This is a genomic window from Methylobacterium sp. 10, assembly GCF_000519085.1.
Taxonomy (GTDB): domain Bacteria; phylum Pseudomonadota; class Alphaproteobacteria; order Rhizobiales; family Beijerinckiaceae; genus Methylobacterium.
Genome location: NZ_KI912577.1, coordinates 3,493,220 through 3,511,053, shown reverse-complemented (window position 1 = coordinate 3,511,053; position 17,834 = coordinate 3,493,220). Strand labels below are relative to the sequence as shown.

Annotated in this window: 13 protein-coding genes and 2 pseudogenes; 11 read left to right on the top strand and 4 right to left on the bottom strand. The window is 61.0% G+C overall.

Annotation, left to right across the window (positions count from 1 at the left end; all coding sequences use genetic code 11):
* The first annotated feature begins 655 nt into the window (after positions 1-655).
* From K368_RS0116410 to K368_RS24865, 4 genes and pseudogenes are all read left to right on the top strand, one after another.
* Positions 656-1,282 carry a methyltransferase domain-containing protein gene (locus K368_RS0116410; protein WP_027173273.1) on the top strand — a complete coding sequence of 209 codons (627 nt, stop codon included), beginning with the start codon at positions 656-658 and terminating at the stop codon, positions 1,280-1,282.
* A 627-nt stretch (positions 1,283-1,909) separates the two neighbouring features.
* The gene (locus K368_RS0116405; protein WP_027173272.1) at positions 1,910-3,601 is read left to right on the top strand and encodes a methyl-accepting chemotaxis protein; all 1,692 of its coding nucleotides are present in this window, start codon (positions 1,910-1,912) and stop codon (positions 3,599-3,601) included.
* A gap of 7 nt (positions 3,602-3,608) precedes the next feature.
* On the top strand, positions 3,609-3,917 hold the full coding sequence (locus tag K368_RS24875; protein WP_036266412.1) for a hypothetical protein: 309 nt from the start codon (positions 3,609-3,611) through the stop codon (positions 3,915-3,917).
* Between the two features lie 4 nt (positions 3,918-3,921).
* Positions 3,922-5,619, top strand: a pseudogene (locus K368_RS24865) (PAS domain-containing methyl-accepting chemotaxis protein).
* 453 nt (positions 5,620-6,072) lie between these two features.
* On the opposite strand, the gene K368_RS0116390 reads toward K368_RS24865, so the two are convergent.
* Both K368_RS0116390 and K368_RS24860 read right to left on the bottom strand, forming a co-directional pair.
* Complete coding sequence (locus tag K368_RS0116390; protein ID WP_027173271.1) at positions 6,073-6,882, bottom strand: anti-sigma factor; 810 nt, start codon at positions 6,880-6,882, stop codon at positions 6,073-6,075.
* Positions 6,879-7,388, bottom strand: a pseudogene (locus K368_RS24860) (RNA polymerase sigma factor). Before K368_RS24860 ends, K368_RS0116390 begins: the two are co-directional and overlap by 4 nt.
* A gap of 307 nt (positions 7,389-7,695) precedes the next feature.
* On the opposite strand from K368_RS24860, the gene K368_RS0116380 reads away from it, so the two are divergent.
* On the top strand, positions 7,696-7,914 hold the full coding sequence (locus K368_RS0116380; protein ID WP_155935189.1) for a hypothetical protein: 219 nt from the start codon (positions 7,696-7,698) through the stop codon (positions 7,912-7,914).
* Between the two features lie 130 nt (positions 7,915-8,044).
* Complete coding sequence (locus K368_RS26765; protein WP_155935187.1) at positions 8,045-9,010, top strand: hypothetical protein; 966 nt, start codon at positions 8,045-8,047, stop codon at positions 9,008-9,010.
* A gap of 401 nt (positions 9,011-9,411) precedes the next feature.
* Here the strand turns inward: K368_RS26765 and K368_RS0116370 are convergent, their stop codons facing one another.
* Together K368_RS0116370 and K368_RS0116365 are read right to left on the bottom strand one after the other, a co-directional pair.
* The gene (locus K368_RS0116370; protein ID WP_027173268.1) at positions 9,412-10,155 is read right to left on the bottom strand and encodes a dienelactone hydrolase family protein; all 744 of its coding nucleotides are present in this window, start codon (positions 10,153-10,155) and stop codon (positions 9,412-9,414) included.
* Positions 10,156-10,278: 123 nt separating this feature from the next.
* The gene (locus K368_RS0116365; RefSeq protein ID WP_027173267.1) at positions 10,279-11,214 is read right to left on the bottom strand and encodes a LysR family transcriptional regulator; all 936 of its coding nucleotides are present in this window, start codon (positions 11,212-11,214) and stop codon (positions 10,279-10,281) included.
* Between the two features lie 106 nt (positions 11,215-11,320).
* Between K368_RS0116365 and K368_RS0116360 the strand changes: the two genes are divergently transcribed.
* The 5 genes from K368_RS0116360 to K368_RS24855 all read left to right on the top strand — a co-directional run bounded on the left by K368_RS0116360 (position 11,321) and on the right by K368_RS24855 (position 17,269).
* On the top strand, positions 11,321-12,079 hold the full coding sequence (locus K368_RS0116360) for an SDR family oxidoreductase (RefSeq protein ID WP_027173266.1): 759 nt from the start codon (positions 11,321-11,323) through the stop codon (positions 12,077-12,079).
* 35 nt (positions 12,080-12,114) lie between these two features.
* Positions 12,115-12,717, top strand: coding sequence for an NAD(P)-binding domain-containing protein (locus K368_RS0116355; RefSeq protein WP_027173265.1), 603 nt, complete (start codon positions 12,115-12,117; stop codon positions 12,715-12,717).
* 103 nt (positions 12,718-12,820) lie between these two features.
* Positions 12,821-13,657, top strand: a complete 837-nt coding sequence (locus K368_RS0116350) for an alpha/beta hydrolase (RefSeq protein ID WP_027173264.1) — start codon at positions 12,821-12,823, stop codon at positions 13,655-13,657.
* 139 nt (positions 13,658-13,796) lie between these two features.
* Positions 13,797-14,192 carry a limonene-1,2-epoxide hydrolase family protein gene (locus tag K368_RS0116345; protein ID WP_027173263.1) on the top strand — a complete coding sequence of 132 codons (396 nt, stop codon included), beginning with the start codon at positions 13,797-13,799 and terminating at the stop codon, positions 14,190-14,192.
* 719 nt (positions 14,193-14,911) lie between these two features.
* The gene (locus K368_RS24855; RefSeq protein ID WP_197031024.1) at positions 14,912-17,269 is read left to right on the top strand and encodes an EAL domain-containing protein; all 2,358 of its coding nucleotides are present in this window, start codon (positions 14,912-14,914) and stop codon (positions 17,267-17,269) included.
* Positions 17,270-17,834 lie beyond the last annotated feature (565 nt).

The window sequence follows — 17,834 nt, the reverse complement described above, 5'->3', positions numbered from 1 at the left end:
CTGTAGAGGTGAACATCTTATCCAACCCACACTACAACAGCATGATTGTATCGTTGTTCCTCACAAATAAAGAATGGCTTTCCTATACTATGATAATTTAGCAATAGATATTCCGCGCTCAAATCAAGGCTTTTGGCCTGGGCGCGATCCTATCCTCGGCTATTGATACGGAGTCGGTCCCCGAGAAGTTTCAGCCCCCCGGCAGGAAGCCGCCGAGCCGGATCTCGACCTTGGACGAGTGGGCGACTTCGACCAGACGCCATCGAGGCCATTCGCATCAGGGCTCACGGCTGCACCGGAGGCAGCCCATCTCCCGCTTGCAGGCGAAGGCCCGCAGACGTGGCGCTGCTGCCGACATCACGGATCGACGAACGACCGCTTTCGGCGGATGGCGTAGGGTAGCTTGAACGGCAAGGTCGGGTCGGAGGCGGAACGTCCGCTTCACGGCGAAAGGCGAGGTTCCGATTGCCACCTTCTCAGACGTTCAGGGTGGGTGCCGAGCGTCAGTTTTCCACCGTTGCCTACCAGCAGTGCGCGACGATCGCCGCCAGGACAAAGTCGAGGATCGTCACCAAAATAAGGGGGTGCGGCTGAGCGGGCTTCGCCTGACTCGCGGAGTCTCGTCGGACGGTAAGAAAGGCAAACGAGGACCATCATGACCAGCCTTCCCGGATTGCCCCCCGAAGCCTTTGCCAAGCAGGATCATACGCCGGATACCCTGTTCTACGCGCAGCCCCGCTTCGTCACCCATATCGACGACACAGCCATCGAAGCCGTCACCGACTTCTATCGCTCGCACCTGCCGCCCGGTGGTCGCATCCTCGACTTGATGTCGAGTTGGGTCAGCCACCTGCCTGGGGAGGCCGCTTACGCCACTGTGATCGGGCATGGATTGAACGAACGCGAGCTTGCCGCCAACCCGCGCCTGACGCAGCATTTCGTGCAGGATCTCAACGCCGATCCGACCCTGCCCCTCGAAACCGCCAGCATCGACGCCGCCCTCATTTGCGTCGGGGTTCAGTACCTCCAAGACCCTGTGGCGGTCCTCAGCGAGGTCGCGCGGGTGCTGGTACCGGATGCCCCCGTGATCATCACCTTCTCGAATCGGTGTTTCGCATCCAAGGCGGTGGCCATCTGGCGGGCGCTAGGCGGGGACGATCAAGCGCGGCTCATCGACCTCTATTTGCGGCACGCCGGATTCCCCACCGTAGAGGCCTATGCCGTAGTGCCGGAGGGCGACCTCAGCGATCCACTATGGGCAGTGATCGGTCGAACGCCATGACCAAAGGACGACAGATAGTGCCACCAGGGTGATGAGAAATCACAGGGCTGTGTCAGATGGCGCTGTTCTACAACCTAGAACAGCGCCATCTGCCCATAGATTTAGCGATGGCAAATCAACCCTTGCTACCTACATCAAACGCACGTGATGGGTGGAGATCGGACCGTCGCCTTTCGCCTCGGAGCGGACGTTCCGCCTCCAACCCGAACTTGCTGTTCACTCTTACATTCGGCGTGCTCGTAAGCTGACGCTCACGGCTAGATCCCGTTTGTTGTCGCGCTGCTCGGTTCAGCTTGCTCGCAGCTATCGTTGCCACTGAGCCCTCAATGACCTTCGATTGAGTTCCCTTGGGCCATTTGCCAGGCCTCTGTACGAGCGAAGAGTTGCTGGACATGTGATGGCTCAGAAGCACCTCCGCACCAAGCTACGTGTGTGGACGGCAGAACGACATCGAAGAATGAAAACCTGCCATTCTCGCCTTGGAGACACGAACATTCAAACTTATGGCTAATATGACGGCGGAAAAGGCAATTTTTGCCTCATATGACTCTCGGCAAAAATGAAAAAATTTGACGTAATTTTCATATAGATCAGTCTAATTTGGCGTCAAATAATAGGATCATGCCGATGATTTCGCTGTCCAACATCAAGATATTACCGAAGTTGACAGCTGTTATAGCTCTGGTTGCCGTGATCGTCGGAGGCTGCGTCTGGTTCGCTCAATCTCGCATGACCCAGATCGATGACGCGTACAACCTATTCATCCATCGTGAAGTCAAAGCGTTCGGGAACGCGCGCCGCATGAATCGCCTCGTCTTTGAGATGAATTACTGGGTCTACCGCGGCATCGCTGAGACCGAGGACGCTCAGATGAAGGCAGCCAGCGAGGGGTTCGAGGCCGTCATCCCACACATGAAGAAGGTGTTCGCCGATCTGCATGAGCAGGCCCCCACTTTCAGGAGCAGCGTCGATGAACAGAGCGCGCGGGTAAGCCGTTTTGTGCAGGACGTCACAGAAGTCCGTCGGCTTGGAACGTCCAATCAGAACGCCGAGGCCATCGCACTCGTTCATAGCAAGATCGACCCGACTTTCACGGCCTTGGTGCAGGGAGCCACGAAACTTGGCGACGACATCGACGCGTACATGGAGAAGGCTTCGGACGATCTGACGGACCAGACCAAAGCCACGCGCCACAGCCTCATCCTGTTCAGCGTCCTTGGCATGCTGGCCGGGCTCGTGGCTGCCGCGCTCGTCGCCATTTTTGGAATTACCCGGCCCCTCGGCAGCCTGGTCGGTGTCCTGCAGCGGATGGCTCAGGGCGAGATCAGCGCTGAAATCAAGGAAGCCGCTCGCGGTGACGAGGTCGGCGCCGTCGGTCGCGCTGTCGAGTGCATCAAGGCCATGGTCGCCCAGAAGGCAGCCGAGCAGGCCGAGATCGGCCGCGTTGCCGACGCGGCCGCCGTATTGGAGCGCAAGCGCACGATGATCGAACTCGCCGACGGCTTCGAGCGGGCCGTGGGCGGCATCGTCGGCCTGGTCTCGTCCTCCGCGACGGAGTTGCAGGCCACCGCCCAGCAGATGACCGCGACGGCGCAGGAAACAGCGGCCCAGTCCACTCAGGTCGCGGCAGCCGCCGAGGAGGCCGCCTCGAACGTCGGTACCGTGGCGGCGGCCGCCGAGGAACTAGGCAGTTCCGTCCAGGAAATCGGTCGGCAGGTGCAGGACTCGGCGGGAATCGCACAGGCGGCCGTCGGGGAGGCAAACCAGACCGGTCAGCTCGTCCAGGCCCTGCGCGCCACCTCCGCCCGGATCGGCGACATGGTCGGGCTGATCTCGAACATCGCCAGCCAGACCAACCTGCTCGCGCTGAACGCCACCATCGAGGCGGCGCGGGCCGGCGAGGCGGGCCGGGGCTTCGCGGTGGTCGCCACAGAGGTGAAAGAGCTAGCCGGTCAGACTGCCCGGGCGACCGACGAGATCGCCAAGCAGATCGGCGAGATCCAGGGTGTCACCGACCAAGCGGTCTCGGCCATCGGCGGCATCACCGACCGCATCCGCGAGATCGACGGGATGGCAACGTGCATCGCCGCCGCCGTTGAGCAGCAGGGGGCGGCCACCCAGGAGATCGTGCGCAATGTCGCCCAGGCCGCCCAGGGCACGAGTGAGGTGACGAGCAACATCTCGGGCGTGGCGAGAGCCTCGGAAGAGACAGGTGCTGCGGCCTCTCAGGTCCTCGACTCGGCTTCCGAGCTGTCCCGCCAATCCGAACATCTCGCGTCCGAGGTGAGCCGGTTCCTCTCGACCGTACGCGCGGCGTGAGAGCACCATGGCGGACTTACACCTCCTGTCCACTGAAAACCTCTCTGGGCTCGGCATGCGCCGTCTGACGGAGCAGCTGCGGCAGGCCCACGAAGCCGGTGCCGATCTTGGCCCGCGGGCGCCGCACATCCGTGCGGCGGCTCCGATATGCCGCAACATGGCCCAGGAACTGCGCCGGGCCACGCAGGAGCCGAACCTGACTAACCCTAACCACAAGCTCCTCGACACGGCGGCCGAGGAGATCCTCCTCGACCTCGCCGACGCCATCGAGCGTCTGGCCAACCTTGCCGCAGAATTTCCAGACGAGCACCAATAGCGCCATGATCATCTTCGGTCGCAGAAACGCAGCGCTGGTCGAAGCGCTGGACCGGTCCCTGGCGGTAATCGAGCTCGGCCTAGACGGCACCATCCTGACCGCCAACGGCAACTTTCTCGCCGCCGTCGGCTACGAGCTTGCCGAGATCGTGGGTCGGCATCACCGCATGTTCGTCGATCCGGCGGTTCAGGACGGACCAAAATACCGAGCCTTCTGAGCCGCCCTGGCACAAGGCGAGTTCCAGCGCGGCGAGTTCAAGCGGGTCGCCAAGGGCGGCCGCGAAATTTGGCTGCAGGCTAGCTACAACCCTATCCTCGACCGTAAGGGACGTTCGCTCATGGTCGTCAAGGTCGCCACCGATATCACCGAAGAGGTGCGCCGGACGCTTGACTATCAAGGGAAGATCGAAGCTATCGACCGCTCCCGCGGCATGATCGAGTTCGCTCTCGATGGCACCATCCTGACGGCTAATCCGAATTTCCTGAAGGTCGTCGGCTACACCCTTGCCGAGGTACAGGGTCGCCATCACGGCATGTTCGTTGATCCGGCCGAGCGCGCCGGCGGGCCCTACCGTGCGTTCTGGGCTGCACTGGCCCAGGGCGAGTATCAAAGCGCCGAGTTCAAACGGTTCACGAAGGATGGCCACGAGATCTGGCTGCAGGCCATTTACAACTCGATCCTCGACCACGACGGCAAGCTGTACAAGGTCGTAAAGTTCGCCAGCGCCGTCACGGCTGAGAAGCTGCATATGGCCGACATTACGGGCCAGATCGCCGCCATCAACCGCTCGCAGGGCGTGATCCATTTTGCGCTCGATGGCACGGTCCTGGACGCCAACGAGAACTTCCAGTGTGCCACCGGCTACCGTTTGGACGAGATTCGCGGCAGGGACCACCGAATGTTCGTCGAACCGGCTGAGGCGAACAGCACGGATTACCAGCAGTTCTGGGACAGTCTGCGGGCGGGACAATACCGTACGGACGTGTTCAAGCGGGTCGGCAAAGGCGGCCGTGCGGTGTGGATCCAGGCAAGTTAAAACCCGATCTTCGACATGGATGGCAAGCCATTCAAGGTGGTGAAGTATGCCACCGACATCAGCGCCAAGATGGCAGCCCAGATCTCTGCCACAAACGCTTCGGGACAAACACGCACAAGCGTAGAGGTCGCGGCCACCTCGTGCGAGGAGCTGAGTGCCTCGATCGGCGAGATCTCGCAGCGCCTGCTGTCCTCCCAGGCAGGCGTGAACGCCATCCATGCCCAAGCCCAGGCGGCCGATGGCGCGACGGCACAGCTCAATGCCGCGACGGCTTCGATGACCGGTGTGGTGCAGTTGATCCAGGGTGTGGGTGAGCAGATCAACCTTTTGGCGCTCAACGCGACGATCGAGGCAGCGCGCGCCGGCGAGGCCGGCCGCGGGTTTGCGGTGGTGGCGGGGGAGGTCAAGGGTCTGTCGGCTCAGGTGACCCGGGCTACTGGGCAGATCGGCCACGACATCCTGGCCATGCAGGACACCTCCCGGGTCGTCACGGGCTCGTTGTCGACGATCGCACGGGCGATCACGTAGGTTCGTGATGCTGTGACCGGGGTAGCGACCTCGGTGGAAGCGCAGAATGCGGTCACGGGCGAGATCTCAGCGAACATGCAGACGGCCTCTCAAGGCGTGTCGGAGATTAATAAGAGCCTGCACGCCCTTATCGGCTGATATATAATTGTCCAAAACCAAAACCTAACTAATAAGCTCCGAATGGTCCGCAAGCTCGTTATCTGATTAAACGGCATACTATTTCAAAATCAGCCTTGCATAAATCCACCCAACCCGGTCGTACTCTTTGTCCCGCTAGGCGGCCTGAAAGCGGACATTCCTGGAGCCCGCATAGGGTCGGATGCGGTAACGACCGTTCGCCGATCGTCTATCGAACACACCGGGAATGATCGAGTTGGGTGATGAGCGGACCCTGACCCCCGGCCCTGAAGCGGACGTTCCGCCTCCGATCCAACCGAGCCGCCGGGAACGCCATTTGCGGTTCTCCAAAGCGGTCGTTCGTCGGCCGCAAGTGACTTCGGCTCGGGGCGGTTAGCTAGCATTCAGTCAGGCGGCCATAGTGGACTGGCCTCCCCCTGGAAACAGACAGGGGTAACTCCAAATCTTCCGCGTCTACCGCTTAACCGCCGCAGCATTCCGTATCTGTGCATCGACAGCTTCGGCGACCGCGAGCAGACGCCCCTCATCAATGCGCGCCGTAACGACGTAGCTGAAATCTCCTTCCGCCCACGAAAAGGCCGCAACATCACCCTCGCGGGCGTAGCGGAAGCTCGTACGGCGGTCTGCGTCGTCCACCCTACTGTAGAGAGTGAGGCGAACGCCCTGTTCGTCGTCGTACATGAGCAACGAGGCAGGCGTGCCGTTCGTTGGCACCACCCGGCCGCCCATGAGACGGAAGCCCTGCGCTTTTAGGTCGGGAACGATAACCGGCTCACCAATGCGCTTCGTCAGCCACTGGACAAGGTGAGCTTGCTGATCTGCCTTGACCTCAACAGGATGGCCGACTTCAGGAACGAAGGTCCGAAAGGCGGCTACCGCACTCTGTGTCGTCGCCTCGGCTGCATGAAAGGCAAGCACGGGCTCTCTCTGCAGGATTGCGCGACCGGACCAGCCACCAACTCCACCGATGGCCAAGCAAATCACGGCCGCCGTTGCCATGGGCCACCAGCGGGCAACCGCGGCGCGCTGGCGAGGCATGAGATTGGCGACTCGCAAGCGCTCGGGGATCGGCTCGTTGGCAATCGGTTCAAGCCGTTTGCGCAAGAGCTGATGCACGTCGCGATCTGCCGCGACACGCGCCGCATCCTCAGGATGTTCGAGGAGCCATTGCTCGACGAGAGCTTGTCGTGGGGGATCGAGCAGGCCATCGACAAGGCGGTGCAGATCGTCCTCGTCCAACTCGCGCGGGGGCGCGCGGCTCATTTTACTCTCCTTAGAAGCCCGAACTGTCCCGTCTCCATGAAGCTGCGCATGCGCTCACGCGCTCGGCTCAGGCGCGACATCACGGTGCCAAGCGGAATGCCAAGTATGCCGGCGGCCTCCGCATAAGACATGTCCTCGACCGCCACGAGGAGCAGTACCGAGCGCTGTTCTTCGGGAAGTCCATCGATTCCTGCAAGCACGTCTCGCGCGCCAAGGTCGGCCTCGGGGTTCGCAGTCGGATCGGGAACCTGCTCCAATATCTCAGGCTAGACATAACTTCCCCTCCGACCACGCCGCTCAACTAGGCGAAGGAACAGGTTCCGTTCGATCGTGAAAAGCCACGCTCGAACATCACCATCACGCTGTCGCCCAGCCCAACTCGCAATCGCACGCTCTAGGGTATCTTGAACGAGATCATCAGCCGCCTCTCGCTCGCGCAGAAGCGCGAAGGCATAGCGTCTCAGTGCCGGGATTTGCGGCTCGATCATCGCGGCGATCTCGTCCACGCACACTCCTTCGACCCCGGTAGCCGAGCATGAGCGTATCGAGAGAGATACAGCACGCTCACGTTTTATTCCCCATGACAGGAAAGATAGCATTCACATTTTTTCGTACAAATTTCTCCCGGCTACGGGAATAAATCGACAGGCTCGGTATCTGTTCACTGGTGGGAGGCAAAAAGGAGAAGCCCTGTCGGAGCGCATCGTCAGACGCGTTGCCGACAGTGCACTTGAGGCGCTGGCTCCGAACAACGTTCGGGCTATGCCTCTTTGTCTTTCGCAGAGAGCGAATTTACAAAAATTGGGGATGGTCATGCAATACCTTTCACTTCGTCAGATCACAGTCGCGGCTCTTGCAATCGCCCTCGGCCTCGGCAGCGCGACCATCACCGCGCAGGCTAAACAGGGTGTCGAGAAGCCGGAGAAGCCGGAGAAGAAGGAGAAGGTCGAGAAGGCCGAGAAGCCGGAAAAGAAGGAAAAGGTCGAGAAAGCCGAGAAGCCGGAGAAGCCGGAGCGTCCCGGTCATCTCTGAGCGGTTCGCTCTGCAGTCGATTTCCGCTTGACCAGATCCTCGCGGGTCGCCGCTATCGGCCCCGTGAGGATCACGCGCTTCCGCAAGGCCGACGCCGAACGCTCGTCGTCGGTGTGACGCACGCTATGAGATGAAGGCCGGAAGCGTCGTGCCGAGCTTTACGCTTCGACCATGGTTCGTGTGCCTCGCTCTATTTGGGCTGACCTTGCGCGCCTATGCCATCGAGACCGGAGCGGAAATTGCACCGGGCTCGCGGCTGGAGAAGGCTGGGGCCGCGAGCGAACTGTCCGGCGGCACAGCAGAACGAAGCCGGGATTATGAACTCATCGTTACGATGCCGGCCCTCTACACGACCTATGCCGTCCGCGAGACAACAGGTACTGCGGTGGCATCTAGGCCCGACTTTCACAGCGATCCAGATCTCCTACTACGGTGGCGTCACCAGTATGATTTCTTCCGGGCGGCAGCGTCTTTCGGTGTGAGGGTGGACCGTTACAGCGAAGTCGTCGCGGCCAATTACGAGACATTGCAAGGCCGCTTCAAACTGGCCCTGACCGACGGAAAGTCGGGATCCTTCGTGCCTTACGTCAGCTATCTTGGCACGCTGGACTACTCGGCCGGCTTTCGATCCCGCGATGATGCCCTGAATGACTTTGCGATCGGTTTTACGAGTGGCATTGGCTTCGATGCAGACGGCCGCCGCATCGACTATCTTGCCTCGACCGAGCCGGGCCAGAGTTCTCTCTCACTCGACTTGCGGATCGGGCGCCGGATCGCGGATCCACGCAAGTTTCAGAACGTCTTCCTGATTGCGTCGATCGATGTCAGCTACAATGTGAGCGAAACTCTGACGGCTACACTCGCACCGAACTTCCTCGTGCGGCGCTACGATTCCTATGACGGCAACCCGAGGCAGGATGTCCTGGCAGGTATCCTGCTGCGAACGGCATGGTCACCGGAGTGGCTTCAGAAGGTCGTGCCCCGGTCTGAAATCGGCTTCGGGATCGCTTATTACCGCAATATCTCGACACTCAGGCGGATGAACTATCGGCAGTGGGAGCTGGGCCCAACGGTAGAGTTCGGCTACAAGTTCTAAACACTTGCCAGAACTCGCTTGGTGCAGGCTGCCCCCTGTTTGGCGGACGGCTTCGAGAGAGCTGAACTTCTGCACCTGTTTCGAAGCGGACCTTCAAAGAGTTTGGGCTCGAGGTCCAGAAGGGGTCGTGACCGGGCGCGGCGACCATGTCCGCTCTCATAAATTGTCGCCCGGAACGGACCGGCGGAAATCCACCCATCCCGGTCATACGCGTCCGTCTATCAGGCTGCCCAGAAGCGGACGCTCCGAAGGTCCGACAAGGGTCAACATCGGCTGGCCATCAACGTCCGCTTCACCAATCGGACGCCCGGAAGCGGACGGATTGCGATCGACCCAACCTAGCTGTTCGGTCCACTCCACTGTCTGCCCGTAAGCGGACGCTAGATCAGCGTTGCGGACAATTAGTCGCCACCATGCAGGGTGCGGCCGAAGAGGGCTAGCAGCTCGCCCCAGCCACGCTTGGCGGCGTCGGGATCGTAGACGGGAAAGTCTTGCATCATCCATCCGTGCGCTGCTGGATAGGTTTGCGTTTCATATCGCACGCCAGCCTGCGTAAGAGATCTCTCCAACCGCTCGGCCATCGCGGGCGGGTAGCTGCCGTCGTTCTCGGCCGCCGCAATGTAGATCTCCGCCCTCAGCTTCGGCACGAGCAGGTGAGGGCTCGTCGGCGCGTCGGTCGCGAGGTTGCCGCCATGGAAGCTGGCGGCAACCGTAAGCCGGTGAGGGTAAGTGCCAGCGGAAACCAAGGCCATGCCGCCGCCCATGCAGAAGCCGACCGCACCGACCTTGCTACTCGCAACATCGTCGCGCGTGTCGAGGTAGGCAAGAAAGGCTTCCGTATCTTGGGCGGCCTTGTCATTCCCCGTTGTAGCCATCAGCGGGCCGAGAATGACGCGGAAGTCGCCCGCAAACACCTCCTTGGGTACGAACGGTCCGTAGGGTCCGTATCGATAGAAGAGATCCGGCAGCAGGACGAGGTAGCCGGCGTCGGCGAGTTGCTGCGCCATGTCGAGCATGGCTGGCCTGATACCTCCAGCATCCATGTAGAAGATCACCGCAGGCCACGGTCCGCCACTGGCGGGAGTCATAACGTGCGAAGCGCAATCTCCGTCGCGCGTCCGGATCGTGACGTACTCGTTCGGCATCACGTTCTCCTCCGCCAGACATTCGCAATGTCCGCGTCGAACCGTTTACGACCGTCAGCGAATCGACTGCAAACCACCCGCTCCAGCCATAAGGCAGATCAGCGGCTTGCGGACCTGAAATGATCAGAATTTGCGGCGGCCTCCTGCGAAGCGTTCAGCGAGACGCTGGTTCTTGAAAGCCTCGGTGACCCACTCGACGAACGCGCGTGTCTTGGCAGGCTGCAACGTTCGCGTGGTATAATAGAGCGAGATCACTCCGGCATCGGCGTACCAATCTGGAAGGAGTTGGATCAGGCGGCCAGTTTCCAGCGCAGGCAGCACGTCAGGTACCGCGAGCATGGTGACGCCAAGCCCAAGCAGCGCTGCTTCCTGCATCGCGGCCGGGTCGTTGACGGCAAGGGATACGGGCAGATGCCCCGGCTGCTCTCCGCCTGCAGCGTTACGCATGGCCCATTGCTGCAGCCGGCCGGTCCGAAGCGAGCGCTGCACGATGCCCTGGAATCCCTGAAGGCCGGTTGGATCCTCGGGCAGCGGTCGGCCTTTCAGGTAGGCCGGTGAAGCAACTGCAATGACATGCGCTGGAGCCAAAGTATGGGCAACGAGGCCGGTCCCCAGATCGAACCCCGCACCGATCGCGGCATCGTAGCCCTCTGTTACGAGATCGACCCGACGGTTCTCGAAGTGCCATTCTGGGCGGATCAGGGGATAGCGTTCGAGAAAGCCTGGTAGCAGCGGCAGGATGTGCATCGTACCAAACGTTAGGGCCATACTGACCTTAAGGGTGCCACCCGGCGCGCTGCCTGCACCGCCGATCCCAGCGATTGCAGCCTGGATGCCTTCCAGGTTGTCGGCGATCGCGAGGCGGAAGGTTTCGCCGGCTTCGGTCAAGCTCAGCTTGCGCGTCGAGCGGTGGAAGAGACGAACTCCGAGGTTCCGCTCCAGCATGGCCACGTTCCGGCTGACCGCAGCTGGTGTCAGTGACAAGCGTCGGGCAGCTTCGGAGAAGCTGCCGTACTCAGCACTGCGGATGAAGGATTCCAGGTTGGCCAGTGTTTCCATCATCACGTCTTCAAGGGATCGTTGAAGGTATAGCAAGCATGAACCGGCTAAACCATTTGGAATGCCTCGGCCATATACGCTTCGTCGATCGGATAGGAGCAGTGCCATGGTCCAAGATTTGTCCCCCCTTGCAGGCAAGGTAGCCCTTGTCACCGGTGGATCACGTGGCATCGGTGCTGCCATCGTTCGCCGCTTGGCACGTGACGGCGCTGATGTGGCCTTCAGCTACGCCGCGTCGCGGGAGAGGGCCGATGATCTTGTGGCCGAACTGGAAGCCGCCAGTCTCCGTGCCCTTGCCATCCGAGCTGACCAAGCAGACGCAGCGGAAGTCTCCGGCTTGGTTCGGCATGTGCATGAGACGTATGGGCGGCTCGACGTCCTGGTGAATTCAGCCGGCGTCTTCGTCACCGGGATGGTGGACGATCCGGACGGTGATCGCGCTACTTTCGATCGGCAACTCGACATCAATGTGAAGGGTGTCGCTGCCGCAGCCCGTGCCGCCGCTCCCCTGATGACAAGCGGCGGACGCATCGTCTCGATCGGTACGACAGGTGCCGTGCACGTACCGTTCGCCGGCGCAGCGGACTCCGTCGCGACCAAGGCTGCCGTCGCGGCCTACACGCGAGGATGGGCGCGGGATCTCGGTCCCCGCAACATCACCGTCAACATCGTCCAGCCGGGTGCGATTAACACCGAGATGAACCCCGAGGATGGCCCATTTGCAGCGACGCTGAAGGGTCTCGCAGCCCTCGGCCGCTACGGCCGACCCGAAGACATCGCCGGAGCGGTCGCGTTCCTTGTCGGCCCTGATGCCGGGTACATCACCGGTGCCACGCTGAATGTCGACGGCGGGCAATCCGCCTGACTGCCCAAAGCGATCCCCCGAGCAAGGACACTCTCATGCCCTCCATCGGCATCATCGGTGCAGGCCAAATCGGGCGGGCCATTGCCAGCACCTTGGCCAAACACGGCATCCCGGCGATACTTGCCAACAGCCGTGGTCCTGAAAGCCTCGCTGACGCTGTCGGAACGCTGAGCCCGACAATCACGGCCGGAACGCGCGAGGAGGCCGCGTCGCGCGAGATCGTCTTCGTTGCGGTAAACTGGTCGAAGCTACCTGCAGCGCTCGCTGGGCTTCCCGACTTCGGCGGTCGCATCGTGGTCGACGCCAACAACCCGATTGAGGCACCGCTGTTCAAGCCAGTGGAACTCGGCGGAGCTTCGTCCTCTGAAGTCCTCGCCAGGCTCGTCCCCGGGGCTCGGGTGGTAAAGGCGTTCAACCATCTCCGGCCACAACTTCTATCGGACGATCCAACCAGCGAAGGCGGTCGACGGGTGCTCTTCTACGCAGGAGACGATACCGAAGCGAAGGCGGCGGTACACATCCTTATCGACCGACTTGGCTTCCTTGGCATCGATCTTGGTCCTCTCGCGAGTGGTGGTCGTCTCATCCAATTTCCGGGAGGACCGCTGGCAGCCATCAACCTCGTCAAATTCGCTTGATCACGGGGCAGCCAAGCGCAGTCGCATCGTATTCGCTCTGAAGTCGATCAGCCTTACGCCCAAGACCGATTTACATTACTTAGCAAACAGCAGGAGAACATCTATGCCCTTCGTCTCCACCTCCGACGGTGTCGAGATCTTTTTCAAGGACTCGGGTCCTAGGGATGCACAGACCATCGTCTTCCACCATGGCTGGCCTCTCTCCTCCGACGATTGGGACACGCAGATGCTGTTCTTCCTGGCAGCAGGCTTCCGCGTCGTCGCGCATGACCGGCGCGGTCACGGTCGTTCGGCGCAAGTTTCGGATGGGCACACGATGGACGCTTACGCCGCGGATGCGGCCGCCGTCGTTCGGCACCTCGACCTCCGCGACGCCGTCCATGTCGGCCATTCCACCGGTGGCGGTGAGGTCGCCCGCTATGTCGCCCGGCACGGTCAACCGGACGGCCGTGTCGCCAAGGTCGTGCTCGTCAGCGCCGTGACACCGCTCATGCTTCAGACACCCGACAATCCGGGCGGCTTGCCACTGTCGGTCTTCGACGGATTCCGCCAAGGGCTCGCCGCTAACCGAGCGCAGTTCTTCCTCGACGTGCCGTCGGGCCCCTTCTACGGCTTCAACCGTGACGGCGCGACGGTGCACCAAGGCGTAATTACGAATTGGTGGCGCCAGGGCATGATGGGAAGCGCCCAGGCGCACTACGACGGCATTGCAGCCTTCTCGGAAACCGACCAGCGCGAGGACCTGAAGGCGATTAGCGTCCCGACTCTCGTCCTGCACGGCGAGGACGACCAGATCGTACCGATTGATGCCGCGGCGCGCGAGACGATCAAGCTTCTCCGCAATGGTGCACTGAAGACCTATCCGGGCTTCAGCCACGGCATGCTCACCGTAAACGCCGACACGCTCAACGCCGACATACTCGCCTTCATCCGAGGGTAGGTCTCTTGGTGCTGGCGGGCCCCCACGACGTAGTCCGCCAGCCATCATGGCCTGCCCGCCCGACTACCAGCACCATGGCGGGCTCATTCTATGATCTAATAACGACGATTGGTGCAATTCAGGAGAAACAAGCCACGCCATGACCGAGGACACCCCCGATATCGCCCTTGTGCGTCTGTTCTTCGAACGCATCAACGCAGATCGCTTCGATGACGCAATCGATCTCCTGGCCGAGGACGTCGTCTACCACAACATCCCGTTGCCCGAGATCAGGGGGCGGGAGAACGCGCGAAGCTTCCATGAGACCTTCGGGGTCGGTAGCCGTATTCGCGTCGAATGGCAGCTCCTGCACATCGCACAAGATGGCGATACCGTTCTGACCGAAAGACTCGATCTCTTCACCGACCGGAACGGCGGCCGCATCATTCTTCCCACCATGGGCAGCATGCGCGTTAACGATGGAGTGATCACGGAATGGCGCGATTACTTTGATCTCGCCAGCTTCGAGCGACAGGCCGCTGCGTTAAAAGACTGATTGACCACTCACGATTCCATTTCCGCCGTGCTGCGTCTCGCGTCAAAGCATAGGTGGCGAGCGATCGACCGGATTAACCCGTTGAACGTCCGTTTGTGAATAAAACTCTCGGAGACCGGTCGGTCTGCTTGCCACCAATGCCGGCTGAGGGATGGACAGATTACTCGCGATGCCTTGCTGGCGCATCTGTCACCTTCTTCGAACTTCGGAGGCGCACACAGCTACTTGCCGTGGAACGACGGGCTTCGGATGGTTGCGGCCGCCTAAGCCGCTCTGGATCGGACGATATGCCCGGCAAGCTGCAAGACCGAGAAAACGTACCGGATCACGGACGTCACTACCTGCCACGCGCTACGCTCGGAGTCGCGCTCTCTTGTAAGCCTGCCGATAGTCCACGCGACAATCGGTCTGTGTTCCGCGCCGTAGCAGCTATCAGGTTCTTCCGGATCAGCGTGCTGACCCGGGCGGACCCTTTACCGAGGCAGCGTTCCCGTCCCCCCATTGCCCGCTGGTTTCCTTGGGCGCCGATCCGTGAGGGCCCCTGTTCTGACCCAAGGTCGCAGGGACAGATAGCAACTTGGCAATTCAGTCATTATTAGGTTATCCGGTCCATGGAATTTGATTGGCCCAAATCCCTGAATGTACCTCTAGTTTTTTGCCAAAACCACAATCTTTCGCGCTTGAAATAATCAGACGTAAGACCATCAAGGTGATGTCGTATGCTCGTCGATACCTCGACAGATATGTATACGCCGCCACATCCGGACCCCGCTTGTCTGTGCCTTGCACTGCAAGACATGCAATTGTGCAGGCAAATCCTCAACGTCACGGTGAAAGCGACGGTCTGCACCTCCGCGATGTTCTACGTCTGGGAGCCTAACGGTTTTAGGTTGCTTGGAAGCGTAGGGACGTTCGGTCGAGGGGGCATTGAACTTGTCATGGCCCAACCCTCACCCGACAAGAACGGCATCGCCCATAAGATCAAGATCGTCTCTGATATCGCCGAGGCCCCTTACGATGCCTCGCAACTCCGCCTGCGGATCGACGGCATCACTTTCGAGGGCTTCGTATCGGGCGCCATCGTTCGAAGCTCGGACCGTGTTCAAGGCATGCTTCTGGTCGCCGGCGGCGATTTTCGAACCGATCTCAGCCCCGCACAAATCTACGTGCTGCGCGCCCAAGCCGCCCATCTCGCCACCCTGCTCGACCTCAACCTGGTTCACCGCGCTCCATCCACGGAGCCGGACGCGCGCTACAGGCTCCAGAGCGAACGCCTTCGGCTGCTCGAATCCGTAGCGATCCATGCCCGCGACTCGATCCTCATCACCGAGGCGGAGCCGACCCATCTGCCCGGTCCACGCATCCTCTACTGCAACGCGGCCTTCACCCGTACCACCGGCTATAGCGAGGTGGATGTGCTCGGCCAGACGCCCCGCATCCTGCAAGGCCCGAAAACGGACCCTGCATCTCGTGCGAAACTGCGTGATGCGTTCGCGCGCTGGAAGCCTATCGAGATCGAGCTGATCAACTACCGAAAGGATGGGACGGAGTTCTGGGTCGAACTCAGCATCGTGCCGGTGGCGAACGAAGCCGGATGGTTCACGCACTGGGTGTCCGTTCAGCGTGACATCACGGAACGTAAGGAAACCGAGGAACTCGCGACCCGTGTCCGCGTCGCCGAGATCAAGAACGAAGTTTTCGCAAGCGAGCTCCAAGAGCGCAAGCGAATCGAGGCGGAGCTTCTCTACACCGCCTTCCATGACAGCCTAACGGGCCTGCGCAACCGCGCCTTCTTCATGGATCGCCTGACCCTCGCCATCGCGAGCCCAGACGCTGGGCAGGCGGACAGATGCGCGGTGATCTTCCTCGACCTGGATCGGTTCAAGGTCGTGAACGACAGCATGGGTCACGGCGCCGGGGATGCCTTGCTCAAGGAGATCGGGCGACGGCTGAAACGGTGCGCGCGCCCGCAGGACACGCTCGCCAGGATAGGTGGCGACGAGTTCGCGCTGCTGATCGAGGCCCCCGCGAACCTCGCGACTTCCGTGGAGGTCGCCGAGGCTATCATTTCCGCCATGCGCATACCGATACGGCTGGGTAGGCAGGATATCTTCCCATCCTGCAGCATCGGCATCGTGCAGGCGACCGCATCGTACCGGAGCCCGGAGGATCTCATCGGCGACGCTGACGTCGCGATGTACCAGGCAAAGCGCGCCGGACAAGGCGATTACGCTATCTTCAGTGAGTCGATGCGGGCTGAGGCGAAAGCTGCCCTAGCCCTGCAGACCGATGTCCGGTTGGCGTTCGAACGCAGCGAGTTCCTCCTTCACTACCAACCCATCTTTGACTTGGCGAGCGGCGTCATCGACGGCTTCGAGGCCCTGATCCGCTGGCAGCACCCCGAGCGCGGCTTGGTCTCCCCCGCCCAATTCATCCCGGCTGCTGAAGAAATCGGCCTCATCCGTCACATCGACCTTTGGGTTCTAAGGGAAGCTTGTGCACAGTTGCGGGCATGGAAAGACCGCTTTCTCGACGACTCACTGCACATGAGCGTCAATATTTCGGCAACTAAGTTAAATGACCCAAGTTTCGTCGATAGGCTGAAAGCGGTCCTAACCGAATTCAACTTAGATCCCCGGTCGCTTCAGATCGAGATCACCGAAGGTATTTTTTTACTTCCATCCTCAAGCGTGGCTTCCGCGCTTGAGAACATCCGGGCCCTCGGTGTCCGTATCGCACTTGATGATTTCGGCACCGGCTATTCGAGCTTGAGCTACATCAATCGGTTCCCGGTCGACACGATCAAGATCGACCGTTCTTTCATCTCCGGACTAGATAGTGACAAGCGAACCCTGGCGATCGTCGACCTTCTGGTGAAGCTGGGGGCGGCGCTGAATGTGTCCATTGTTGCCGAGGGCATCGAAAGGGCGGAGGAGGCCAAGATACTTTCTGACATGGGCTGCTCGCATGTCCAAGGTTACTATTTCGCGCGCCCGATGACTGAAAGCTCTGTATCGGCCCTGCTATCTAAGCGCGAACGTCAGCGTGATCGGGGTCCCCTCCCAGGGACGGCATAGGCCGAACGTAGACAAGACGTAGGGCCCGGGCGTGCGGGAACACAAGATGGCTTCTTTTCCCGGCGAACCCAGTGGGGCGTCGCCGGCGGCGACGGCGGAGCTGGCTGGCTCATGTTGGAATGGGACTGAGAGCGACGAGGACATCCGCTCATCGGATCGCCGACTCCATCGTCGTCGAGTTCAACACGGTCAAAATTCTACAGCGGATTGACCGAGCGTTCATGGCCGAACGTCAGCTTTTCGCGTTCTACACACCGGAAGCAGAAATTCTGTAAACCACCCAATCGAGTCGTTCATCATCGCCGCTTTGCGCCATTAGCGGCCATTCGAACAGAGCCGCTGGGATGGCCGCTTAGCCTCCAAGAGGTGCTATCAGCATGGAATGGCAGATCCGGGCAGCCACAACATCCTGATATCATGACACATCAACCACGTGCCGTTTCGCCTCGCGACGGTCCCAACCCGCCCCAGCAGTACCCGACAACCCTTGCCCGACTCTGGCTCATCGGTGCTTGGGTGGGGCATAGGGAGGCCGACGCTCAGGCCGGCTCGACACGCGGCGACG